This is a genomic window from Photobacterium sp. MCCC 1A19761, assembly GCF_037389125.1.
Classification (GTDB): Bacteria; Pseudomonadota; Gammaproteobacteria; order Enterobacterales; family Vibrionaceae; genus Photobacterium.
The window spans coordinates 170,029-191,775 of the sequence record NZ_JAZGTF010000011.1 but is presented as its reverse complement, the minus strand read 5'-3'; the positions used below and the strand labels follow the sequence as shown (position 1 = coordinate 191,775).

At 53.1% G+C, this 21,747-nt stretch carries 21 protein-coding genes; 12 read left to right on the top strand and 9 right to left on the bottom strand.

All coding sequences use genetic code 11. The annotated features are described in order from the left end of the window. Nucleotides 1-77 precede the first annotated feature (77 nt). The 3 genes from VV869_RS13755 to VV869_RS13745 all read right to left on the bottom strand — a co-directional run bounded on the left by VV869_RS13755 (nucleotide 78) and on the right by VV869_RS13745 (nucleotide 3,719). Nucleotides 78-941 carry a lipase secretion chaperone gene (locus VV869_RS13755; RefSeq protein ID WP_337735479.1) on the bottom strand — a complete coding sequence of 288 codons (864 nt, stop codon included), beginning with the start codon at nucleotides 939-941 and terminating at the stop codon, nucleotides 78-80. Then, a complete protein-coding gene (locus VV869_RS13750) occupies nucleotides 941-1,882 on the bottom strand; it encodes an esterase/lipase family protein (RefSeq protein WP_337735478.1) in 942 nt (313 codons plus the stop codon). The genes VV869_RS13755 and VV869_RS13750 overlap by 1 nt, the downstream gene beginning before the upstream one ends. 190 nt (nucleotides 1,883-2,072) lie before the next feature. After that, on the bottom strand, nucleotides 2,073-3,719 hold the full coding sequence (locus VV869_RS13745; protein ID WP_337735477.1) for an ABC-ATPase domain-containing protein: 1,647 nt from the start codon (nucleotides 3,717-3,719) through the stop codon (nucleotides 2,073-2,075). A 257-nt stretch (nucleotides 3,720-3,976) separates the two neighbouring features. On the opposite strand from VV869_RS13745, the gene VV869_RS13740 reads away from it, so the two are divergent. Then, nucleotides 3,977-4,216 (top strand): hypothetical protein, encoded by a 240-nt coding sequence (locus VV869_RS13740; RefSeq protein ID WP_337735476.1) that lies wholly within the window; start codon nucleotides 3,977-3,979, stop codon nucleotides 4,214-4,216. A gap of 188 nt (nucleotides 4,217-4,404) precedes the next feature. Here the strand turns inward: VV869_RS13740 and VV869_RS13735 are convergent, their stop codons facing one another. From VV869_RS13735 to VV869_RS13725, 3 genes are read right to left on the bottom strand one after another with little or no spacing between them, the layout of a single operon-like run. Continuing rightward, complete coding sequence (locus VV869_RS13735) at nucleotides 4,405-5,748, bottom strand: ATP-binding protein (protein WP_337735475.1); 1,344 nt, start codon at nucleotides 5,746-5,748, stop codon at nucleotides 4,405-4,407. Further along, nucleotides 5,738-6,397: a response regulator transcription factor gene (locus VV869_RS13730; RefSeq protein ID WP_337735474.1), complete on the bottom strand. Its 660-nt coding sequence runs from the start codon at nucleotides 6,395-6,397 to the stop codon at nucleotides 5,738-5,740. The genes VV869_RS13735 and VV869_RS13730 overlap by 11 nt, the downstream gene beginning before the upstream one ends. Beyond that, nucleotides 6,394-6,696: a PepSY domain-containing protein gene (locus VV869_RS13725; protein WP_337735473.1), complete on the bottom strand. Its 303-nt coding sequence runs from the start codon at nucleotides 6,694-6,696 to the stop codon at nucleotides 6,394-6,396. The genes VV869_RS13730 and VV869_RS13725 overlap by 4 nt, the downstream gene beginning before the upstream one ends. A 287-nt stretch (nucleotides 6,697-6,983) precedes the next feature. Between VV869_RS13725 and VV869_RS13720 the strand changes: the two genes are divergently transcribed. Beyond that, nucleotides 6,984-8,876, top strand: a complete 1,893-nt coding sequence (locus tag VV869_RS13720) for a methyl-accepting chemotaxis protein (RefSeq protein WP_337735472.1) — start codon at nucleotides 6,984-6,986, stop codon at nucleotides 8,874-8,876. A gap of 312 nt (nucleotides 8,877-9,188) precedes the next feature. On the opposite strand, the gene VV869_RS13715 is transcribed toward VV869_RS13720, so the two are convergent. Continuing rightward, entirely contained in the window at nucleotides 9,189-10,094 is a 906-nt protein-coding gene (locus VV869_RS13715) for a DNA ligase (RefSeq protein WP_337735471.1), read from the bottom strand. Between the two features lie 307 nt (nucleotides 10,095-10,401). Here VV869_RS13715 and VV869_RS13710 point away from each other — a divergent pair, with 307 nt between their 5' ends. The 3 genes from VV869_RS13710 (at nucleotide 10,402) to VV869_RS13700 (ending at nucleotide 12,717) form a co-directional block, all read left to right on the top strand. After that, entirely contained in the window at nucleotides 10,402-11,454 is a 1,053-nt protein-coding gene (locus VV869_RS13710) for a PTS transporter subunit IIC (RefSeq protein ID WP_337735470.1), read from the top strand. Between the two features lie 207 nt (nucleotides 11,455-11,661). Continuing rightward, nucleotides 11,662-12,324 (top strand): chromosome segregation ATPase, encoded by a 663-nt coding sequence (locus tag VV869_RS13705; protein ID WP_337735469.1) that lies wholly within the window; start codon nucleotides 11,662-11,664, stop codon nucleotides 12,322-12,324. Nucleotides 12,325-12,402: 78 nt separating this feature from the next. After that, nucleotides 12,403-12,717, top strand: coding sequence for a cupin domain-containing protein (locus VV869_RS13700; protein ID WP_337735468.1), 315 nt, complete (start codon nucleotides 12,403-12,405; stop codon nucleotides 12,715-12,717). 119 nt (nucleotides 12,718-12,836) lie between these two features. On the opposite strand, the gene VV869_RS13695 is transcribed toward VV869_RS13700, so the two are convergent. Then, on the bottom strand, nucleotides 12,837-14,333 hold the full coding sequence (locus VV869_RS13695) for an FAD-dependent oxidoreductase (RefSeq protein WP_337735467.1): 1,497 nt from the start codon (nucleotides 14,331-14,333) through the stop codon (nucleotides 12,837-12,839). A gap of 222 nt (nucleotides 14,334-14,555) precedes the next feature. On the opposite strand from VV869_RS13695, the gene VV869_RS13690 reads away from it, so the two are divergent. The 4 genes from VV869_RS13690 to VV869_RS13675 all read left to right on the top strand — a co-directional run bounded on the left by VV869_RS13690 (nucleotide 14,556) and on the right by VV869_RS13675 (nucleotide 18,896). Further along, entirely contained in the window at nucleotides 14,556-15,560 is a 1,005-nt protein-coding gene (locus VV869_RS13690) for a response regulator (RefSeq protein WP_337735466.1), read from the top strand. 3 nt (nucleotides 15,561-15,563) lie between these two features. Further along, nucleotides 15,564-16,007, top strand: coding sequence for a PAS domain-containing protein (locus VV869_RS13685; protein ID WP_337735465.1), 444 nt, complete (start codon nucleotides 15,564-15,566; stop codon nucleotides 16,005-16,007). A gap of 231 nt (nucleotides 16,008-16,238) precedes the next feature. After that, the gene (locus VV869_RS13680) at nucleotides 16,239-17,228 is read left to right on the top strand and encodes an OmpA family protein (RefSeq protein ID WP_337735464.1); all 990 of its coding nucleotides are present in this window, start codon (nucleotides 16,239-16,241) and stop codon (nucleotides 17,226-17,228) included. A gap of 426 nt (nucleotides 17,229-17,654) precedes the next feature. Next, on the top strand, nucleotides 17,655-18,896 hold the full coding sequence (locus tag VV869_RS13675) for an NRAMP family divalent metal transporter (protein ID WP_337735463.1): 1,242 nt from the start codon (nucleotides 17,655-17,657) through the stop codon (nucleotides 18,894-18,896). 119 nt (nucleotides 18,897-19,015) lie between these two features. Here the strand turns inward: VV869_RS13675 and VV869_RS13670 are convergent, their stop codons facing one another. Continuing rightward, complete coding sequence (locus VV869_RS13670; protein ID WP_337735462.1) at nucleotides 19,016-19,813, bottom strand: M48 family metallopeptidase; 798 nt, start codon at nucleotides 19,811-19,813, stop codon at nucleotides 19,016-19,018. Between the two features lie 140 nt (nucleotides 19,814-19,953). Here VV869_RS13670 and VV869_RS13665 point away from each other — a divergent pair, with 140 nt between their 5' ends. The 3 genes from VV869_RS13665 (at nucleotide 19,954) to VV869_RS13655 (ending at nucleotide 21,732) form a co-directional block, all read left to right on the top strand. Beyond that, entirely contained in the window at nucleotides 19,954-20,403 is a 450-nt protein-coding gene (locus tag VV869_RS13665; RefSeq protein WP_337735461.1) for a hotdog fold thioesterase, read from the top strand. Continuing rightward, entirely contained in the window at nucleotides 20,400-20,636 is a 237-nt protein-coding gene (locus VV869_RS13660; protein WP_337735460.1) for a DUF3389 domain-containing protein, read from the top strand. Before VV869_RS13665 ends, VV869_RS13660 begins: the two co-directional genes overlap by 4 nt. 202 nt (nucleotides 20,637-20,838) lie before the next feature. Then, entirely contained in the window at nucleotides 20,839-21,732 is an 894-nt protein-coding gene (locus VV869_RS13655) for a phosphotransferase (protein ID WP_337735459.1), read from the top strand. Nucleotides 21,733-21,747 lie beyond the last annotated feature (15 nt).

Genomic DNA, 21,747 nt, shown 5'->3' with positions numbered 1-21,747 from the left:
CCAAATTATGACGTGGTTTACTGAGGACGATTGGCTTTTGCCAATCGTCCTTTTTCCTCTTTCTTTCTTTTTACTTTTTAGTTCAGTTGGTGTTGAGGCTGGTTTTGCATTGATTCTAATGCGATCACCCTGCGGTGCTGATGCGCAGGAAAGCTGGCTTCCCGAAGTTGACGGATTTCCGACGCTTGTTCCTGAGCCGTGAAACCGGGATCGGCGAGGATCGTGTCGCGACGAGCAAGATACTGCTGAAAGGTCTCCTGAAAGTGCTGACGTTTTTGTGTGAGCTGGGTGAGTCGCTGAGTCGCCTCTGGTCCGACTAAAGCTTGTTGTTGCAGGTAGCGATCTTGCGAAGGAAGCGTATAGGTTTGCTGGAGTTGACTGAGCAGCGTCGCATTGCGGTAGCTTTTCTGCAGATCCGGCGGCAGACGGCTCAGCTCCTGTTGCCATAGGGTTTGATAATCCGCGTCACTGGTGGCCTGGCGTTTGAGGGCTAGCTGAGTCAGCGCCAGTTGCCTGAGCTGATTTTCTTCTGAAAATAACTGGGTCTGCTGCTCGGCAGTAAAGAATTGTTGTTGCAAGGTCAGTAACTGCTCATGCAACACTTGCAGCGCTTCAGGCGTCAGATTGTCGACATCCGGGGGATTCAGGGTTTGCAGGGCAGCTTTGTAATCCACAAATTGCTGGAACAAGGCTTCGTCAAGCTGGTGAGATGTGGCCTGAGTCTGATTATAACTTTCCAGGTGATCACTGATCGCGGGCAGGTTGATTTCACCGAGCCCTGACAGGAAATATTCGAAGGTATCCCGCGATGTTTCGCGATCAACCTGGGTATCCAGCTGCGAAGCAGCCAGAATAGGGGACTCATCGGAGAATCGGTTGTCAGTGACCGCACCGGCGGTCACTACCACACCAAGTACCGCAAGTACGGTCTTTTTCATCATTACAATCCTTGTAACTGTAAACGATTCGCGTGCTGACGATAGAGGGTCGTCGGTGCGGTTTCAAACAGGTGGGTCGCACCCAGCAGGCCGTTGATCTCGTCTAAGTGGTTCATCTTGTAATCGTTGCGGATCACTTTGCCGAGATGGGTGCTGCACTGGCCGACCAGACCGTCATTGGGCTCGTTAAAGGCCAGTCCCAGCACCATCATGGCGCCATCCGTCGGATCCAGTGCGTTGGTAAAGTTGCTGACACCGGTCCAGGAGTAGTAATACACCCCGTTGTCAGCCACAAAATCTCCTTCACCGCAGGCGGTTTGCGGCACCCCTTCCGGATATTTTTGGTTGAAGGCCAGTGAGCCTTCGGTAGTCAGGGCTGCCAGGGACGCCAGCGGATCCTGAGGCAGCTCGCTACCGCCGGACAGTAGGTTGATGAGTGACACCAGACCTTCGGCTAAGGTCACCGCAAAGTTTTCCGGTAAAGAGCCCGGTGCGACTTGCCCGCGGACAATGTCAGCGATGCGTGAGCCTTTGTGGACCCCGCCGACACTGGTCACGGACGCAACCAGTTCAGGGGCAACCGAGGCGACATAGCGTGCGGTCGGCCCGCCATGGCTGTGGCCGATCAGGTTCACCTTCTCGGCACCGCTGACGGCAAGCACTTCTTCCACTTGCGCCAGCAGCTGTTCGCCGCGCAGTTCGGTACTGTTGGTGGCGGATACCTGGGCAACATAAACGGTTGCCCCGCTTTTGCTCAGCGCTTGCGGAATGCCGTAGAAGTAGTCAATACCGGCAAGGGTATCAAAGCCAAACAAGCCATGAACCAGGACGATGGGATACTTTGTTTCGGTATAGCCTTTCTGGTCGAGGTTACTCGCTGAAGTCCCGGCAAAACCGGTCAGCGGCAGCAGACAGAAAAGCAGTAGGGTGATGATACGTTTCAAAGTTTACTCTCCTTGTTAGACCTCCGATGAGTAAGATCTAGCCTAGTTCGTTTCGGTTGGAACGGACCGATAAATCACTGAATTGTGATCTGGTGCCAATTCACCGTCGGATTTTCAACAGGTATAAAAAAGCGGCCCCTTGAGGACCGCCTTGAGTAAATTGTGTCGTGCAAGCTTTGAAGCGCTGGACTTACTTGAATTCAGCGGCGCGCATCCGGTTGAGCACGGCCATCACTTCAATCACCCGGGGTTTGGCCAGATCACCATGTTTCGGCATCATCTGGAACCAGTTTTGATCCAGCAGTTTCGCGAAGGCTTTGCTTGGCGTATTTTCCCAGCCTTTTTGCTGCGCCAGCAGGAACCACAGCCAACCGACCGTATGCAGCTGACTGGCATCCGCGACTTGCTCCAGTGCTTGCAGGTCGATAAATTCGCGGCCGAAGCGCAGGGAGTTCTTACTTTTCACCTGGATGCGGAACTTGCCGTCTTCCAGCATGGTTTGCAATGCCGAGCGGTTCAGTTTGCGGGTGCGCGGCAGGCGTAGCTCAGTCGAGCCTTCCAGTTGACGGCGGGTCGGGTGAGAGGCAACGACTTCACGCGCTTTGTCGGTCACATCAATGGCTTCGTAGTTGTGCATCTGGATGACCGTGTCGGCGACATCCAGATAATCCCCGGAACCGCCCATGACCAGCAGCACAGACACATCCAGCTGGTCGCGGATCAGGGAAATTCGATCGACGAGCGGGGTGATCGGCTCATCGCATTTGGCGATCAGCGCCTGCATCCGTTCGTCACGGATCATGAAGTTGGACGCTGAAGTATCTTCGTCAATCAGCAGGGTTTTCGCGCCGGCTTCCAGAGATTCCTGCAACCAGGAGGCCTGAGAGGTCGAGCCCGATGCGTTTTGCGTGCTGAAGGTTGCTGTATCTTTGCCCATCGGCAGGTTACTGATGTATGGCGTCAGGTCGACCTGATGCACACAACGGCCATCCTCGGCACGGATTTTGGTCGCAGAATCGTCGGTGACAATATACTCGCGGCCATCCCCGGGAACGTGATCATATACCGAGCTTTCAATGGCATTCAGCAGGGTCGATTTACCGTGGAAACCACCGCCGACAATCATGGTAATGCCTTTCGGGATCCCCATGCCGCGAACTTTGCCTTTATGCGGCGCTTCAAGTTCAATTGCCAGTTTTTCCGGGCTGACAAACGGGATGGCGTCAGGCAGCGGCAGTTCACTGTTTCCGGCAAGGCGCGGCAGCACGGACTCATCCGCGACAAACGCTACCAGATTGTTCTCCTGGAGCTGGCGACGCAGCGCGACCTGATCTTCAACCGTTTCACAATGGCGCTTCAGTTCATCCATCGGTAGTTCACGCGCAATTGTTGCGCGGCGGATGATCTTCGGCATCGTGAAGGTCAGCAGGTTCAGGGTTTTCTTGGCAATGATGGTGCGACCATCGGAAGGCAAATCAATGCGGAAGCGAAGCTCAATGCCTTCGTCGTCAAATACTACCGCGGTGCGATCCAGGATGGTTTGCCCCGGACGATCGATCTGAATTTCATTCACCTGCTGGGCAAGATCGGCAAACTGGCGGGCAATGAAATCACGGGCAGCGCGCTGGTAATCGGCAGACTGCTCTTTCAGCCAGGCCAGATCGGTCAGGGACCATTGGCGGCGAGCGCGGACTCGGGAAGCCGGCGCAAATGGATCGGCCTGGGTCGTATCGATGAAAAAGTCGAAGTCAACGAAATGATATTCCCCGCGTAAGCTGGAATAGCTGCGGTAGTTATGACGGTCAATTTTTTGTAGTTTGGCTTCGAGTAATTGCATATCGCCTCGATATCGTTCGTTGATAATTCCGGGGGGCGGATTTTACACGAAAGGATTGTTAATCGGTATCTTTATCTCCTTTCGTTCCTGAAGCATAGCGGTTTTGACCCGTGAAACCAGTTTCTCAATCCGGTTCTCAACCCGGTCGCTCATCCGGAGAGGGGCAGTTGCTTGGTTTCCACTTTGGTCTAATTGTGAATTGGCGGGAAGGCGCTAAGTTGGTAGCTAGACGGAACACAGCAGGGAAGGGAGAAGTCATGCTGGAAACCTCATTGAAAATTGCAGAAATTATTTTGATCGCTTCCGGCTTATTGCTGATCACCAAAAGTGTTTTCCAGTACGGCACACGAACCCGGGACTGGTCCGGGGTTGTCAAAATGTTCTACAAGCGCGTCAGCATGAATGTTGCAGAATATAAAGCTTATCGCCTGGGGGTCAGTGCCTTCGTCCTGGGTGTCCTGGTTCGGATTGTGAATCTGACTCTCTGGCCTTTTTAAGCCTGTTTTGCTGCCAGTGTCAGGGCTGGCTTATTCGCATTTGCATGACAGGGTGACACGGAAGACGCCACCCAAGAGGCTATCCGGCAGAAACTATCTGACAGAAGCAATCTGGCAATTCAAGTCGATAGGGTGTTTTGTGAAGAAATGGCGACCCCCACTTTTCCCGACGCGCATTGAGTCGTGCGTCATGACTCAGTTCGTGGACGGGGAAGCACCAGTACCGCTTTGATGCCGCCGAGCGCACTTCGATCTAAGGTCAGCGATCCGCGATAGCTGTGTGCGAGTTCATTGACGATGCTCAATCCCAATCCACTCCCCGGCGTTGTTTCATCGAGGCGGGTTCCGCGTTGTAAAACCGTGTGATAATCCTCGCAGTCCATCCCGGGCCCGTCATCCTCAATGGTAATACTGACGGTGTGCGCGTTGCGTGCAGTCTGGTGGACGCGGATCAGGTGACTGGCCCACTTATAGCTATTTTCAATCAGGTTGCCCACCATTTCATCGAGATCGCGCGTTTCAACTGCGACAACCAATTCGCTGTCGAGTTCGTTCACCAGCGTGATGCCCCGATCGGCGTATACTTTGTTCATCGCCATGGCAATGGCATCCACCCGAACGGCAGGGGCACTCCTGGCCGCTAAGACGTTAGCAGCTCCGGCCATCCGGGCCCGGCCGAGATGGTAATCAATGTGCTGCCGTAGCTGCGTCAGCGCCGGGGTGAGTTGTTGTTGGTCTGCCGGGTCGAGGTTGGCCACTTCGTTGGTCAGGATCGCAATCGGCGTTTTCAGCGCATGGGAGAGGTTTCCGGCATGATTGCGGGCGCGCTCCAGCAGCTCCTGATAGTGAAAAAGCAGCGCATTGAGATCGTCAATCACAGGTTTGACCTCAATCGGGTAGGTCCCGGTCAGCTCCGTGGCTTCGCCATCCCGTACATGTTTGAGATTTTGCCGCAAGGTACGCAGGGGAAGTAGTGACCAACTGATCTGGAGCCAGATTAACACCAGGATTCCGGCGGCCATGGTCAGCAGGATCAACCACAGCCCCTGGGTCAGTTGCTGTAAGGTCGTATTGAGCTTGGCTTGGTCTGAAGCCACCATTAAGGTGACGGGCGCGTCACTTTCCGGTAACAGGATTGTGCGCTGGACGACCAGCAGGGATTGCTGTTTCGGGCCGGTATAACCGTTCTGCTCATCCCCGGCGATCCGTGCGTCCCACAGCGACCGGGAGCGGAACTGCTGGTCATTCACCTGAATGGTCCAGTAGAGCCCGCTGTATGGCGAGCGGAATCGCGGATTGGACAGCTTTTCCGGCAGGCTCACCCGACCGTCAGCACCGAATTCAACCCGCGCGGTGAGTTCATCGACATACAAAGCGAGCTGCTGCTGTTCCTGATCAATTAGGTAGCGCTTGATAAAGTTCGGCACCAGGTAACCGGCGGCCAGCGTAATGGTAATCAGCCACACAGCGGCTGCCAGCAGCAGACGACTGCGCAGGCTGGGCAGTCGTCGGGTCAATATCTTATTCGGCATTGATCCGGTACCCGAGCCCCCGTACCGTCTGAATGACTTGGCTGTTGATTTTTCTACGGATCCGACCGATGAAGACCTCAATCGTATTGGAGTCCCGGTCAAAGTCTTGCTTATAGATATGCTCAACCAGCTCGGTGCGTGAAATTACCTTATTGACGTGGTGCATCATGTAAGACAGCACTTTAAATTCCAGTGCTGTGAGTTCAACCACTTCACCCCGATAAAGTACTTTTGAAGTTCGGGTATCCAGGCTGATCCCATTGGCCTGAATCACGGGGGAGGCATTTCCTGAGGAGCGCCGAAGCTGGGCTCGCAAACGGGCCACGAGTTCCACCATTTGAAATGGTTTGGTCAGGTAGTCATCGGCCCCGGCGTTGAGACCTTCAACCCGTTGAGTGAGTTCATCACGGGCACTGAGGATCACTACCGGGCAACTGACGTTTTCATCCCGGATCCCTTTCAGCACGGTCAGGCCATCCAGTTTAGGCAGGCCTAAATCCAGGACAATGGCATCCCAGGGTTCGGAAGTAGCACGGTAGAGGGCATCGATGCCGTCTGTTGACAGTTCGGCAACCCAGCCGGTCTGCTCCAGCCCATGCACGATTTGTTCGCCCAGTGTCAGTTCGTCTTCGACAACCAGTATTTTCATTCAGCTACCTTGATGATGTTTTCCAGATGACGGCCTTTGATTTCAATCATAGTCAGCGATGACGCATCATATTTCACTTTAATGATGTTGTTTTCGGGATCGATTAACTTGAGCTCATACACCCATTGGTCATCGTCTTGCTCAAGCTCGACTTTGATGATTCGCCCGTTGAGTTGCTGGCTGACCACGAGTTGCAGGGCGGTGTAGGGTTGAACCCGTCCCTGTTGCACCGCTTCGATGACTTCGTCCTGATCTTCTGAGATGTCCACAGACGGCGCGGCGAGCCCGCCAGGCGACATCAGAAGTGCCCAGAGCAGGAAACATTGAATCAGCAGTGGCCGTACGAATTGATTGATAAGCATATTATGAGTGTAAGGCTGTGTTGATGAACCAAAAATGAATAAAGGCTGTACTGGCGTATTACTTTAACGTTTTTGCAAGATAATGGCGTGTAAAGGATAAAAACTCAAATGATCGGTCGGGATTCAGTGATCTTATACTCATCCTTAAGGGTTATCGGTAGCATATTATTCTGCGTGCATATATATTCAGTATCAAAATCAAGTAGTTCTTAGTGGGATATTCTATGCGTTTAAGCCTCAAAATGAAGCTTGTTTTGTCAAGCGTGTCATTGATCTTTATTACAATTCTGGTGTTTGGCGGCATTGCTTACCAGACGCTCAAAGAACAGGCCTGGCTGGCGATTGAAAGCGAAGGCTTACGAACGGCACAAGCGTATAGTCAGGGTGTGGACGACTGGTTTCACGGACGTCAGCTGGCCGTGGAAGCGACCGTGAACGCGATTGAGCGGGATCCGAATCTGGACATTGTGGGCCATTTGAAGCAAACCCTGACCTCTGGCGGATTTGGCCTGGCTTACTTTGGGACCCGGGAAGGGGTGATGCACCGTCATGACCCGTCATTAAATCAGGCCGGTTATGATCCACGCAGTCGTGGCTGGTACAAAGAAGCGTCTGCTGCCGGAAAGCAAATTACCACCATGCCGTATGTCAGCCATACCATGCAAACCCTGGTTGTGACTCTGGCTGAGCCGGTGTATGTGAAGGGTGAGATGCTGGGTGTGGTCGGTGCGAACCTGGCACTGGATAAGCTGGTGAAAGACATTTTGGATATTCAGGTGTCGGGGGATGGCTATGCCATGTTGCTTGATTTGAATAGTGATCGGGTCGTGGCTCACCCAAACAAGGCGATGCAGATGAAGTCGCTGGCTGAGCTTGGTCGGGGCATGAATGTTCAGGATCTCAAACAAGCGGCGGCATCAGAGCACTTGCTGTTTACCCAGCTTGATGGCCGGGACAAGGCCGTTGTGGTGAATGTGATTCCGAAGACTGGATGGGCAATTACCCTGGTCATGGACAAAAAAACGCTTGAAGCGCCCCTGCAATCTTTGCTGATACAGGAGATCTTGATCGGCTTACTGATCCTGGTCACCGTTTCTCTCTTCACAGCCTGGTTGGTGGCTAAACTGCTTCAGGGACTGGATCGCGTTTCGTCTGCACTGTCGGATATTGCCGATGGCGATGGGGACCTGACCGTTCGTATTGCGGTTCATTCTGATGATGAAGTCGGCCGTCTGGCTGAGAATTTCAACCATTTCGTGTCCCGTCTGCACACCATGGCGGTGAATTTGCGCGATATTACCCTGCAGCTGAATCAATCCGCGGCGGAAACCGCAGGTGCTGCGGCTGAGCGAAGTGAGCGAATTCGCCGCCAGCAGGATGAGATCACCATGGTGGCAACGGCGGTTACCGAGATGGCCAGCGCGACCCATGAAATTGCGGGCAATGCCGATAACACGGCCAAGACGGCTGAAAATGCGGTGGCGATGTCTGAAGAAGGCCATGCCCAGGTCAGCCAGAGCCAGGCGTCGATTGGAAACCTGGCGCAGGAAGTGAACAGTGCCGTGAGGATCATCGAAGATCTGAATGAGCATGCGTTGAAGATCAGCTCCATTCTGGCCACGATCCGGGCTATTGCCGAGCAGACCAACCTGTTGGCTCTGAATGCGGCGATTGAAGCGGCACGTGCCGGGGAACAGGGCCGGGGCTTTGCCGTGGTTGCTGATGAGGTTCGGGTTTTGTCGCAGCGCACCCATACCTCGACGGAAGAAATCCAGGGTATGATTGAAACACTGCAATCGACCACCAAACAGGCGGTAATGGTGATGTCGGACAGCCATCATCTGGCCGAGACCAGTGTTCAGGATGTTGATGCTGCAGGCACCAGCATCAACAGCATTGCACGTGAGATCAACGTGATTAGCGACATGGCGACCCAAATTGCGTCGGCGGCCGAGGAGCAGTCGAGCGTAACGGCTGAGATCAGCCGCAACACCGAAGGGGTACAGGAAGTTGCCAACCAGCTGGCGCAGGAAGCGCAGGAAGCGGCCAGTCAGGCGGATGGACTGAAGCGTCTGGCCGATAAACTGGAGCTCGAAGTGAAGCGATACAAGTTGTAAGCGTGGACTGAGACATCTGCTGATGACATGAAATACGGAGCCGCTCAACAGAGCGGCTTTTATTTTTTTATCGAAGACAGAACGGAAAGTCTTCAATCTAATACCAATCGTAGTAAATAACTGGTCATTCTAGCTTGTTAAAATGTTCGATAACTGCGTTAGAATTTTTGATTGTAGAGTAACTACTTATCGAAAAATTCTGCCTTGTTCTCAAACATTTTTCCTACGCTATTTCTGAGCACTTACTTACTGTGATTGGTATAACATCTAAAATTCAGCTTCGTTCCAACCCCAGCCCAAACAAGGTAAAGCCTAGCTTTCCGGGGAGTGTCGCTGGCGAAGATAACGGGCGAAGCGGGGGAGTCCATGGCTGGTATAGCCGCTATAGCGATACTGAATGGTACTGCCGAGCGGGGGCGGATTTTCCCGGTCGGCATCACTAAATCCGGAGCCGATCTTAAATTTTTGATTCTCTGCGGTCAGCACCCAAACTGAACCCATCAGCCCACTGTATTTTCCCTGACCTTCCTCGTAACCCACGACAATGGCCTCGGCATCCTGAAAGTGTTTCAGCTTCAACAGCTGATTTGAACGCCCCGACTGATAACGGTTGTGCTGGTGTTGTAGGATCAGGCCTTCTCCCTGACTGGCGGTGAGAGTGTCCAATGCTGACTCCAATTCATCCAGGCTGGTATAGCGTCGTTGCGATACGAGTTGGATAAACGGGCGATCAATTCGGATGATGTGTTCGGTCAGTTGGCGCAACCGCTCCTCGAAGGGGTCGTTGGCATCGGGCAAGTCAAAAGCCATGAAATGAATTTGTTGCCACCGGACAGCATCAGGCTGTTGATCGAGCACGGTTGTCGTCACGTGCTGAAATTGGTGGCGACCGGCCCAGAGTTCGCCGTCCAGGGCAATGTTCCGGGGGAAAGCTGCCAGAAACCATTCGGGGGCATGAATTGGATTTCCGGTGCGGGTCACCAGTTTGGCTCCGGTCCAGCGGGCACGAATGCCATCGAGTTTTTCACTGACATAATATGCGCTAATGTCATCCGCTAGTCCGCTTGCGTGTCTCAGTTGATCCGGTTCGAGGGTTGCGGGTTTCATCAACACCGGGGCATCTGCTGCCTGAAGATGAAACGGGGAAATCATCAGCGAGATGCTAGCTGCTAACCGGGTTAAGCCGGAGCGAAGGAAAATCCGGGTCGTATGTGTCATACGGGCCGCCTATGAAAGTCGTTCTGATCGAACTGACGTTATGGGGCAGATGAGGTTCGGTAAACGGCTTTCCGTGCCGTCACGCAAAAATTGCGGTATCAGACGAAAAGTTGCCGTAATTCCGGCAAAACCGACCCTGTTGGTTGCGAGCAGCGTTCCAGGATCGCTTGTTAAATTTTGGTCGAAAAAGCCAAGGAATAACGACTTGATAACTTTGTTGAATATGGCTGAAGTTGGCGGGCTCGGGTAAAATCAGCGGCTTTGATGATTTAGCCCGTCGACCCTCTTGATACAGTGACGTATAACCATGCAATTAGCGCAAACCTCTGTGGGTGATTTCCTCCGTCGAAAACAGATCGACATTTCAGCACGAACCTATCTGGTACAAGCCATGAGCTTTATGGCGCTGGGCCTGTTTTCTTCGCTTTTAATCGGATCGATTCTGAATACCCTCGGGACGAAATTCGGTATTCCATTGTTTTCCGAGACCTTGTGGCCCATCGCCAGGCAGATGACCGGTCCGGCGATTGGTGTGGCCGTGGCGTATGCCCTGAAAGCGCCGCCGCTGGTGCTGTTTTCAGCCACCACGGCGGGGGCTGCCGGTGCGGCGCTGGGCGGTCCGGTCGGGGCGTTTATCGCGACGGTTGCGGCAACAGAATGCGGCAAGCTGGTCGCCAATGAAACCAAAGTGGATATTTTGCTGACCCCGGCTGTGACGGTCATCGTCGGAGTGGGCGTCGGCACCTTGGTCGGCCCGTCGGTCGCAGCGTTAATGACCGCTGTGGGTGATCTCATCATGTCGGCGACACAGTTGCAGCCGTTGCTCATGGGGGCGGTAGTCGCTGTGCTGATGGGCATGGCGCTGACGCTGCCCATCAGTAGCGCGGCGATTGCCATTATGCTGAGTCTGAATGGCCTGGCCGCCGGTGCTGCAACTGTGGGTTGTTGCGCGCAGATGGTCGGGTTTGCCGTGATGAGCTTCCGGGAAAACCGCTGGGGCGGCGTCGTTGCCCAGGGGCTGGGAACGTCCATGCTGCAAATGCCGAACATCATCAATAACTATAAAATCTGGCTGCCGCCGATCATGGCCTCAGCAATTCTGGGCCCAATTGCAACCGTCATGTTTGCTATGGAAAATACCCCACTGGGCGCGGGGATGGGCACCGCCGGGTTGGTCGGGCAGATCCAATCTTTCATTGCCCTGGATGGTGCCGGTTGGCAGAGCCTTGATATTTATGGGGCGATCTTGTTGCTGCACTTCATTTTGCCGGCCCTGCTGACTTGGGGGATTGCGGAGGTGATGCGTAAGGCCGGTTGGATCAAGCCGGGGGACCTGACGTTGCATCTCAACTCGAAGTAATTTGATTGGTACCAGGAAGGGGCAGGGTTCTGCCCCTTTTGTATACCAGCAGCGGTTCAATTTTGATAATTTGATAAAAAGCTGACATAACCCGGATATCTAGCTGATATTATTCGCCTATTAACAGAGTCAGCGTGGCCGGGCTTGTATGGGGCCTCTGTCGCGACCTGATTTGGAAAGGGATGATTATTGGTGGGTGTTACGGGTATGACGTCATCTTGGAAAGCTTCATTGCTGGCTGGGTTTATTCTCGGCGGTGTTCTTGCATCTGCGGTTTGGCATCGGTCGCCGGGACCAACGCTGGAAGAGTATGAGCAACTGCAACAGAAAAATGCTGATTTGATCACGAAGCAGCAGCAGTTGGAAGCGCGCTTTGAGACTTATCAAACAGAGCAAGCGCTGGAAGTTGAACAGTTAAATGAGCAACTGACACAAGCCAAAGTGGATCTAGAGAAGCAGAAAGCCGTTTATGAACAGCAGTTCTTATCGCTGAAACAGCAGCAGAAGAAGCTGGCGGTCACCAAGAAGCAGCTGGATACACAAGTGGTCGAACTCAAGTCGACGACTGAGAAGCAGCAAGCGGTTCTGAGCGACTCAAAAGCTTTATATCAGCAGCAGTTATTGCTGCAAAAACAAGTCGCTCAGGCTGAAGCCGATGTGAATAAAGCCAAGCGGGTGGCGGATGAATTCAAACAAGCCTGTGACGAGTTTAAGTCCGGTTCGGGGTGGAACTGGGTGTCTCAGGCGGATTGTGACAAGTTCAATGCCAAACTCCGGGCGGTGTCTGAGCAAGAGGCTCAGCTGACGGCATTGCAAAGCGAGTTGGATGCGCTCAATCAAAAGATTGAAGTCAGCTTACCCAAGAAGTAAGCTCAAGTATCATATCAAACGGATAAGGCGAAGCTCAGGCTTCGCCTTTTTTGAGGTCTTTTCCGGAGTGAAGTCACGATGAATCTACTACGCAATATCCCCGCATCATTACCGGCTGAAGTTTTTGAAGATATCGTGAATACCCCGACGGTTCGGATTGAACGGATCCTTTCCCGGGGTCATACAACGCCGGAGACGGATTGGTATGATCAGGATGAACATGAATGGGTGCTGGTGGTGAAAGGAGAGGCAAAAATTTTGTTTGAAGCCGATAACCGGGAAGTCCATTTACAGGAAGGGGATTACCTGAATATTCCGGCCCATACCCGCCACCAGATCTCCTGGACGCAACCGGGCGCGGATACGATTTGGCTGGCGGTGTTCTATCACTGATCGTGCTGCGCTCGTTCGACGACAGGCCAGCGCCGCATCAGCGGCTCTGGCTCTCCCGGTTCAGCCAAGCTGTTCTTGCTTGGGATAACATGTGATGCAACGTGTGGTTTCAGGTGCTCTTATGGGGTTTGATACAAGCGTGCCATCGCTGTCGGGAAGTTTCTCTCTTCCGCGAGTTGCTCCGCTTTGCGGATGACTTCGACGGGATCCAGGCCGGTCATCATCGGCAGCTGTTGCTCTAATGGCAAATCAAGCCCGACAGGAGCGGGAATGAGCTGCTCCTCAATCAGTTGTTTGACCACTTGGTTTGCTGCCGAGAGTGCAGACGAAGCTTTGACAATTTCTGCCCGGGCGTAACGTTGACCGGCAAATGACAGGTCGGCTGCGCGCAGGGACGGGTCATCTCCCGGGATCTGCTGGGCGCCGAATAATGGGTTCCCGCCAACAGTTGCTGTGTGGTATGCCGGTACAAACTGGGCCATATGGCGAATGGCGCGGGACGTCCGGGTGTGAATTTCATCGGGTTGCCAGCCTTCGCGAAGCTTGCGGTTAAATCGCGCTTCCAGCATGGGTTGTGCGCTAGAACGGCTGTTTCGCGCCAGGCCATCTTTGAACAGGGTAATGTCAGGCGTCATGCCGTGTAGCTGAAAGTAGCCATCCGGGTATGGGGTCAGCTGCGCCATCCCATTGGGAGTCCCGCGCTCTCCGTGAAAAATCACTTCCGGCCAAACCCCTTCGCAATCGGCCCAGTGGGTAATGTAGGCGGCTTTAAACTCGACCATACGGTCGCGCGGCAATTGCGCCATGTCATCGATGGTCCCGGTTTTGAAACCACAGGCATTGATCAGATAATCGACCTCTGTGGTGTGTGTGCGGTGATCCCCACTTTGCGGGTCGTATTGCTGAAAGGCAACAGACCAGCGCTGGGTATGGCGATCCTGTTGGATATCGGTCACTTGCGCTTGCGTATGAACCCGGCAACCCGGCAGTTGTTCGGCAGCCAGCGCCGCGGTGGCCGCCAGGCGGAACACACTCAGGCCGTATTCCTGAACCAGCACCAGCGGGAACTTGAACGAATCAAACTCCAGGTTTTTGGCGACGGGGATCATCCAGTCGTCCAGAGAGGTCGGGGTTTTCGGGAGTGGCGCGAGGGCCAGTTGTTCCAAAGCCTCACGACTGTAGAGCTTGTAATAATGCTGCGGGTCGCCCAGCACTTCGTTGGCCGGGTCGTCTGCAACCAATGTCTGGTAGGTTTGTTGTAGCCGTTGAAGCCTTGGCAGCAGAGCTTCCGGATCCCCAGGATCGCGTAGTGGGACGGCAATGACAGTCGGACGGATGTTGGCAGCGTGCGGGAAGATTCGGAGCGTGTCGATCGATTCGTGAAGCAGGGTCAGGCACTGTTGTTCAGAGATTTCACGGTACAAGTTGCCGCCTGCGTGGAGGTGACAAATCGGCGGACCGTTCACCAGGCTGGCACCGGCTTCGAATAGCTCGACCTCAACGCCCAGTTCTGCCAGGCGAAGGGCAATCGTCGAACCCGCGATACCGCCACCGACAACACCGATCTTGAAAGGCTGCTGAGGGTCAGTGTTGTGGGAACCGTAAACATTCATCATCTGCTGAAAGTCGCTTTTGTCATACCTTGAGAATGGTTCCCATTTTACTGTGCATTGATCACGTTTTAAATACTTGCTGAAGCAGGTGAACAAAAATCGACTAATCAACACACATTTACATTGTAAATGTGTGTTTCCTAACTGCTATCATCACAGCTGAGATATCTCTACAAAGCATAATTATTATTAGATACGCGCTTTGGCACAGCCTAAGGATCTTGTATGACGACTTCAATTTTAATTTGTGACGACTCGGCACTGGCGCGAAAGCAGATGGCCCGGGCGTTACCTGCCTCCCTTGAGGCAACAGTGACCTTCGCGGTGAATGGGTTGGAGGCGTTGCGCTGTCTCGAAGCACAGCAGTTCGATCTGATGTTCCTGGATTTGACGATGCCGGAACTGGACGGGTATCAGACGCTGGAAGCGATGCAGCAACGGGGGATTGAGATCCCGGTGATCGTCGTCTCGGGCGACATTCAGCCTCAGGCCCAGGCAAGGGTCCAGGCCCTGGGCGCAAAAGCTTTTCTGAAAAAGCCGGTGGATAAAAGCCTGCTGAAGGCGCATCTGAAGGAATACCTCGCCGCTGAGCCTCCCGGACTGGACACCGTGATCCAGCGGGTGTCGACACCGGCATTGAAGCGTCGGGATATTTACCTGGAAGTGGCAAACGTCGCGATTGGTCGCGCAGCGGATGCCTTGGCACGCCACTTCAATGTGTTCGTTAATCTGCCGCTGCCGAACGTGAATGTTTTCGAAGTCAGTGAGTTACAGATGACTTTGCGTCATTTGGCCAGCAACGCCCAGATGTCAGGTGTCTGTCAGGGATTCAGCGGTGAGGGCATTGCCGGGGAAGCCTTGGTGCTGCTGAGTGATTCGAGCATGAAAGATCTCACCGCCATGATGAACTATCCGGTTGAAGACGAAGGCGACTGTGAGCTTGAGTTGCTGATGGACGTCAGCAACTTAATGGTCGGCTCCTTTTTAAAAGGGCTGGGACAGCAGGCGGAAGTTAAGTTCCTGCAGAGTCACCCGGTGTTACTGGGCCAGCATCGGCCAATTGAGGAAATGATTTCGTTAACCGAAGGCAACTGGCGCAGAACCATGACGTTTGAGGTGAGTTACGGCCTCGAAGGCACACAGATCAAGTGCGATATGCTGCTGATGTTTGTCGATGAATCATTGCCCCTGCTTGATAACAAGCTGTCATACCTGATGGATGAGGACTAAACCATGTATTCGTTACCTGCAGAATTTGAACAGTTTCACTGGATGGTCGACATGGTGCAGCATGTGGATGTCGGGCTGGTGGTGTTGGATAAAAACTATACCGTCCATGTCTGGAATGGCTTTATGACCCACCATAGTGGAATACAGCCCCATCAGGCGATTGGCAAGAATCTGTTCAGTTTGTTTCCTGAAATTCCGGTGTTCTGGTTTAAAACCAAGTCGAAACCGGTGTTTGAACTGGGTTGCCGTAGTTTCGTGATTTGGCGTCAGCGTCCTTATTTGTTTAAGTGCCGTAATGTCCGGCCAATCACCCAGCAGGCTCCGTTCATGTATCAGAACGTGACCCTGAACCCGATGACGTCGCCGAAAGGTGAGGTGGACTATTTGTTCATGGCCGTTGAAGATGCGACGGCGGAGGCCATGGCGGAGGGGAGTCATTTGCGGTAAAGCGCAAAAAAGTACCAGTCCCAAACTGGAGAAAACCTTGAGTAAGTTTGACGTTTGAGCCTTTTGTCAGCGATCCATGACGGTTCTTAACATTGAGAAACCTCGGTTCATATTCTGATTTTAAAAGGTTTTTCTCCATTTCAGATGTGCTGTTTGCTTGTCAATTGGTTGTTTTCGTTCTAAACCATAGTGGGTAGTGGTACGAAAATAACTAAGTAGGGATGTCTGAATATGACAAAAACGTTCAAATTAATTCCCCTTGCATTATTGGTATCGGGAGCAGTTCATGCGGCTACGGAGAACCCATGGTATGCCGGCGCGCGTATCGGTGGGACGAACTACGACAACTTTGACAAAGCACTGGATGGAGAAGAAAGCAATTTCGGAAAGGATGACTGGGGTGGCGGTGTATTCCTCGGCTATCAGCAGAACTCCTGGCTGAGCTGGGAAGGTGGCTATACCTATTTAGGTCAGGCTGACTACAACAATGGCGGTGGTGGCGTGGAAGTCCAGGGTATAGATTTGGTGGGTAAATTTACCTGGACGGTATCACCGGTCGTTGACCTGTACGGCAAGCTGGGTGGTTATATCTTTGATCTCGACAACAGTGTTATAAATCAGGATGACCAAGGCGTATCGGCAACCGCTGGGGTTGGTGCGGAATATTTCTTCAATGACAGTTTATCCACCCGATTAGAGTACCAGTATTACCACCAGGTTGGAGGCAGTGATCCTGGCGAGACAGACATCCATTTCTACGGTGTTAGCCTGGTCTATCACTGGGGGGCTCCGGTACCGGTCGCGGTGATCGAACCAGAGCCGATGCCGGAGCCTATGCCTGAGCCGGCGCCGATGGTGACCAAGGTCCCGGCGATCAGTGTCAACTTACCGTTCGCGTTTGACAGTAAGTCTATCTCGCCCAAAGATATCGAGTTGATGAAGCCGATTGCGCAGCGTTTGACGGAATATCCGGATTCAAAACTGTACGTGGTCGGCCATACCGATTCCCGGGGTACAGAGGCGTACAATGCGAAATTGTCTGAAGAGCGGGCTGCGGCGGTTGCCACGTATCTGAAAGGTCATTTCGGGCTGACGCAGGATCGGATTGTGGTCCAGGGTAAAGGCGAAAGCGAGCCGATTGCACCGAATAACACCGAAGCCGGTCAGGCGAAGAACCGCCGGGTTGAGGTCTATACGCCGGGGTTTGAGTTAAGAAATTAATTCACAAGGCGTGCTTGAGCGGGAGCCTGAGCTGCTGTGAGTAGTGGTGAAGCCGTGTCATACGGCTTTACGCCGTCAGTTCAGGCCGGAACTACGGGCCTGCTCTCATGAAATGTAAATCCGAGTGTCTTCAGGCACTCGGATTTTTTATGGACGTGTTTCTGAGTATCTCTTGGGAGCACACTGGGGGCCCCCTTGAGGGAAGCGTGAGCGGGTAAGAAATTGACCCGCTATCACGGTGAAGACTTTGTTGCCTGATAAATAAATCATTAAAAGTGTGATTTAGGCTAGACAATCGGTTGCGTAATCGATATCATCTCGCCCCGAAAAATGATGTTGGTTAATCCACGACCTCAATAAACAACTGATCCTGTCAGTTGTCTTTCTTTTTTTATAAAAGAGGGAGACATAAAAAGGATCAGAATCATGTCATCAGCGACTTCTTCGGTTGAATCTTCAGCCTACGCCGGTTCACACACTGCAACCTGGCAAACCAAAGCAATACTCAGCGTAGCATTTCTGATGGCGACCACTTCGGTCGGCCCGGGCTTTTTGACGCAAACCGCCGTGTTTACGAACATGTATCAGATTGATATGGCATTTCCCGTGTTTGCCTCGATCTTTATCACCTTCGGGATTGTCATGAATCTGTGGCGGATTGTCGGGGTTTCCGGTCTGCGCATTCAGGATATCGCGAACCGTGTTGCGCCCGGATTGGGCTATCCGATCGGCATTCTGCTCGCGCTGGGTGCGGTGGCGTTCAACTTTGGCAACGTCAGTGGTTCCGCACTGGGATTGCAAGTGCTGACCGGTGTCGATACCGGCTGGGGCGCTTTGTTTACCGGGCTGATTGGCAGCTTGTTGTTCGTGATCCATAACGCCTCAAAGCGTATGGATCAGATGGCTCGCTACCTGGGGCTGTTCATGATTGTCTTGATTGCCTACGTCGCGATGACCAGCTTACCCCCCCTGATGCCGACGGTTATTGCGGCGGTTGCCCCATCCGATTTCGGGAATCTGTTGCTACCGACCCTGACCATTGTGGGTGGTGCGGTGGGCGGATACTACACCGGTGCTCAGCGACTGGTCGATATCGGTCTGAAAGGGGAGGCCAATGTCGGGGATATCAAGCGCGCCGCGTGGGCGGGGATTTCTATTGCCGTGATCATCCGTGTGCTGCTGTTTATGGCGATTCTGGGTGTGTTGGTGACCGGGGTGACACTGGACGCGAAAAACCCGGCAGCGGATGCATTTCGCCACGGCGCCGGTGAACTGGGATACTACATTTTTGGCCTGGTGTTATTTGTGGCTTCGATTACCTCCGTGGTCGGAAACTCCTACATGGCGGTGTCTTTGGTGAAAACGCTGTTTCCGGCAGTTGCTCGCAACGAAAAAGCCTGGTGTGTCGGTTTTATTCTGGTGACCAGTTTGGGGACTGTCTTTATGAATATGCCGATCCTGCTCCTGATGCTTGCAGGGTTAGTGAACAGCATTATTCTGCCAATTGTGCTGGGAACGGTGCTGGTGGCAACAAAACGGAAAGACATTGTGGGCGACTATCGCCACCCAATGGCGCTGACGGTGCTGGGCAGTGCGATTGTGCTGGTGATGGGCGCTGCAAGTGTCACCAATATCAGCAACTTCGTTGGTAAGTTCTTCGGCGCGTAATGCAGCTGCTGCATGGTGTGCTCACCAAACTGCATCGTGACATTCAAAAAGAACAAAAATCAGGAACACGGTCAGGCCGTGTTCCTTTTTTTTGTTCATCAATTTCATAAATCACGGCTTCATCGCGCCGGGCGCTGACAATTGGGGCGCGGGACGTTATAACTGGCCAAACGGCCGATTTCTGCTTTGAGATCAGCAATGCGGGAAGCATGGGAAGGGTGAGTCGACAGAATTTCCGGTGGTTGTCCCCGGCCAGATGCGGCCGCCATATTCTGCCACAGCGTGATGCTCTCATTGGGGTTAAAGCCGGCTTCCGTCATCAGGTGTAAACCAATGATGTCTGATTCGGACTCCTGAGCCCGGTCGTAGGGCATCAAAAATCCGTACTGAACTCCCAGGCCCAGCCCGGCCATCGCGAGATCATGATACTGAGTGCCACTGATCGCCTGGCTTGAAATCTGCAAACCGACATTCGCCAGCTGGCTGCGGGAGAGACGTTCATTGCTGTGCTGTGCCAGTACGTGGCCAATCTCATGGCCAATCACGGTTGCTAGCTGATCCTGCGTGGTAGCGACGTTGAGCAACCCGGTATAGACCCCGATTTTGCCGCCCGGCAGGGCAAAGGCATTCACCTGATCGCTATCAAACACCACCACTTCCCACTGACCGGGTTGGCTGCTGCCCAGCTTGGACGTAATTGCCTGGGTCACACACTGAACATAACGATTGGTGGCTGGATCCTGATTGATGGTTTCCTGCTGTTTAATCTCCTCAAACGAGCGTGCACCCAGTTGGGACATGTCCTGGTTGGAAAAAAGTAACACCTGCTGTCGGCCTGTGGGTGAGCTGGCACAGCTCATGAGAACCGCAGTGGCGGTACAGATGACAGCAGTGCGTATTGTGATCAGTAAATGCATGGTTCCGGCTCCTTCTATTCAATTATAGAAATAGCGAACACTTTGCTCACCTGTTCGGGGCGTGATCGGTAGTGGTTCGCTGGGCTGAGTGGTAACCTGTTGCGGTTTCAACACATTCTTCAATGATTGTAGGTATCAATATGTCGATATGGAAAAAGCAGTTTTCGCTGGAAAGCCTGAATCAGACGTCTATCAATACGCTGGTGGAGCACCTGGCGATTGAATATTGTGATTTTGATGAAGAGAGCCTGAGCGCTGTCATGCCGGTCGATGCCCGGACCCATCAGCCGTTGGGGATGTTACATGGCGGGGCTTCGGTGGTGCTGGCGGAAACGCTGGGCTCTCTGGCGGCCAATATGTGCGTGGCTGAGGGGAAATACTGCGTCGGGCTGGATATCAATGCAAACCATATTCGGGCGGTTCGCAGCGGGATTGTCAAAGGCACGGCAAAACCGGTTCATCTGGGCGCCACGACACAGGTGTGGCAAATCGAGATTGTCGATGAACGGGACCGACTGGTGTGTACCAGCAGGCTGACGATGGCGGTACTGAATCACAAGAAGAAACCACAGGAGGCAGAGATACAATGAATGTGACTTTTTCTCAGGGGCGAATCATTGCGAATCAGCGTGAATTGGTGATTCGTCTGGAAGGACCGGCCCGGATCACGTTACAGGCAATGGCCGATGATATTCGATTGATTGGCGGCGCGAATGTGGTTACAGCATCGGGGAGCGGTGTGAACTGGTCTGTTTGCCTGGATGATGAGGTGCAATTGGCTGAGCTGGCGGAAGCGACCGGAATTGCTGTGGAATCCCGTTAAATTTTCACAAGCCAATACAATTTTTTGCGAGAAGTGGCCCAGAAATTACAATTTTGTCTCAAATTTGTCTCAAACGTCTGGTAGCCCTGAATGAAATATAGGAGTCTCATTGTAACGAATAATTATAAGCATATGCGTTATTAGAATATATGTGTGGAAGGGATGCTAGCCCGGAGTTACAGGGCATCACATGGGAGTGATTATGTTGAACCCACAGCTGAAGCAGGTCGCACAGCACACTTATCAATGCCTGTTTGGTTGTCAACCCGAGCTCTGTAGTTTTCAGGAGTCATTTTACGGCTGGGTGGTGTTCCTGGCTTCTCCGAAAGGCAAGGTGGTTGTAAAATTTTCTAAAGAGATCGGGCGGCTGGCCAAAGAGGTGCGTGCCTTATCGCGTTTATCGAAAGTGATGGACTGCCAGATCCCCCGGATCTTGTTTTTTGGTCGGGAGGCCGGGCACGATTACCTGATGTTGGAATGGCTCGAAGGTGTACCGGCGCATATGTTACCGGATGATCCCAAGATGATCGAAGCCTTTCGTGAGCATTACACCGACTTGCTGCTGTCGTTGCATGAGCATCGGGAAGAATTGGGGTTTGAGCTGGCTGAAGATCAATACGAGTCGTGTCTGATCCGGGCGTTTGAAGCCTGGATGCAGCCTGTGTACCGTTATGTTCTCAGTGACGGCTCCCCTTATTCTGCCCGATTGAAAGATCAGCTTGCTCATATCTGGGCGCGGCGGGCAGAGATCCTGGATCCCATCAATACGCATTCTTCGCTCACGCATAATGATTGCCATGTCGGAAATGTGTTATTTCAACCCCAGACCGGCCGTGTGGCTGTCCTGCTCGATCCGTTGGATACCGGCTTTAAACACCGTGAGTTTGATGTGTTCCAGCTCGATGATGTCCGCCCGGATCTCAAGCTGATTGAACGGTATCATCAGAAGATGCCGCCAGCAGAGGGCTTCACATGCCGACGTTGGTTTCTCAGTTTATGGCAAGATGCCAAGCATAGTCGGAATATCGGTTGGTATGACGAGCGCTGGTTGCTGACCAAAGTGGCGCAGTTCGAGCGCGCTTACGCCGGCGCTTAAACTTGCGAGTCAAGG

Bases quoted from the DNA above. Each gene is read 5' to 3' on its own strand.
- VV869_RS13710 (WP_337735470.1), top strand. From the start codon at position 10,402: ATGCAATTAGCGCAAACCTCTGTGGGTGATTTCCTCCGTCGAAAACAG.
- VV869_RS13730 (WP_337735474.1), bottom strand. From the start codon at position 6,397: ATGAAAATACTGGTTGTCGAAGACGAACTGACACTGGGCGAACAAATC.
- VV869_RS13740 (WP_337735476.1), top strand. From the start codon at position 3,977: ATGCTGGAAACCTCATTGAAAATTGCAGAAATTATTTTGATCGCTTCC.
- VV869_RS13745 (WP_337735477.1), bottom strand. From the start codon at position 3,719: ATGCAATTACTCGAAGCCAAACTACAAAAAATTGACCGTCATAACTAC.
- VV869_RS13665 (WP_337735461.1), top strand. From the start codon at position 19,954: ATGTCGATATGGAAAAAGCAGTTTTCGCTGGAAAGCCTGAATCAGACG.
- VV869_RS13660 (WP_337735460.1), top strand. From the start codon at position 20,400: ATGAATGTGACTTTTTCTCAGGGGCGAATCATTGCGAATCAGCGTGAA.
- VV869_RS13755 (WP_337735479.1), bottom strand. From the start codon at position 941: ATGATGAAAAAGACCGTACTTGCGGTACTTGGTGTGGTAGTGACCGCC.
- VV869_RS13685 (WP_337735465.1), top strand. From the start codon at position 15,564: ATGTATTCGTTACCTGCAGAATTTGAACAGTTTCACTGGATGGTCGAC.
- VV869_RS13720 (WP_337735472.1), top strand. From the start codon at position 6,984: ATGCGTTTAAGCCTCAAAATGAAGCTTGTTTTGTCAAGCGTGTCATTG.
- VV869_RS13705 (WP_337735469.1), top strand. From the start codon at position 11,662: ATGACGTCATCTTGGAAAGCTTCATTGCTGGCTGGGTTTATTCTCGGC.
- VV869_RS13715 (WP_337735471.1), bottom strand. From the start codon at position 10,094: ATGACACATACGACCCGGATTTTCCTTCGCTCCGGCTTAACCCGGTTA.
- VV869_RS13655 (WP_337735459.1), top strand. From the start codon at position 20,839: ATGTTGAACCCACAGCTGAAGCAGGTCGCACAGCACACTTATCAATGC.
- VV869_RS13735 (WP_337735475.1), bottom strand. From the start codon at position 5,748: ATGCCGAATAAGATATTGACCCGACGACTGCCCAGCCTGCGCAGTCGT.
- VV869_RS13725 (WP_337735473.1), bottom strand. From the start codon at position 6,696: ATGTCGCCTGGCGGGCTCGCCGCGCCGTCTGTGGACATCTCAGAAGAT.
- VV869_RS13695 (WP_337735467.1), bottom strand. From the start codon at position 14,333: ATGATGAATGTTTACGGTTCCCACAACACTGACCCTCAGCAGCCTTTC.
- VV869_RS13690 (WP_337735466.1), top strand. From the start codon at position 14,556: ATGACGACTTCAATTTTAATTTGTGACGACTCGGCACTGGCGCGAAAG.
- VV869_RS13675 (WP_337735463.1), top strand. From the start codon at position 17,655: ATGTCATCAGCGACTTCTTCGGTTGAATCTTCAGCCTACGCCGGTTCA.
- VV869_RS13700 (WP_337735468.1), top strand. From the start codon at position 12,403: ATGAATCTACTACGCAATATCCCCGCATCATTACCGGCTGAAGTTTTT.
- VV869_RS13670 (WP_337735462.1), bottom strand. From the start codon at position 19,813: ATGCATTTACTGATCACAATACGCACTGCTGTCATCTGTACCGCCACT.
- VV869_RS13680 (WP_337735464.1), top strand. From the start codon at position 16,239: ATGACAAAAACGTTCAAATTAATTCCCCTTGCATTATTGGTATCGGGA.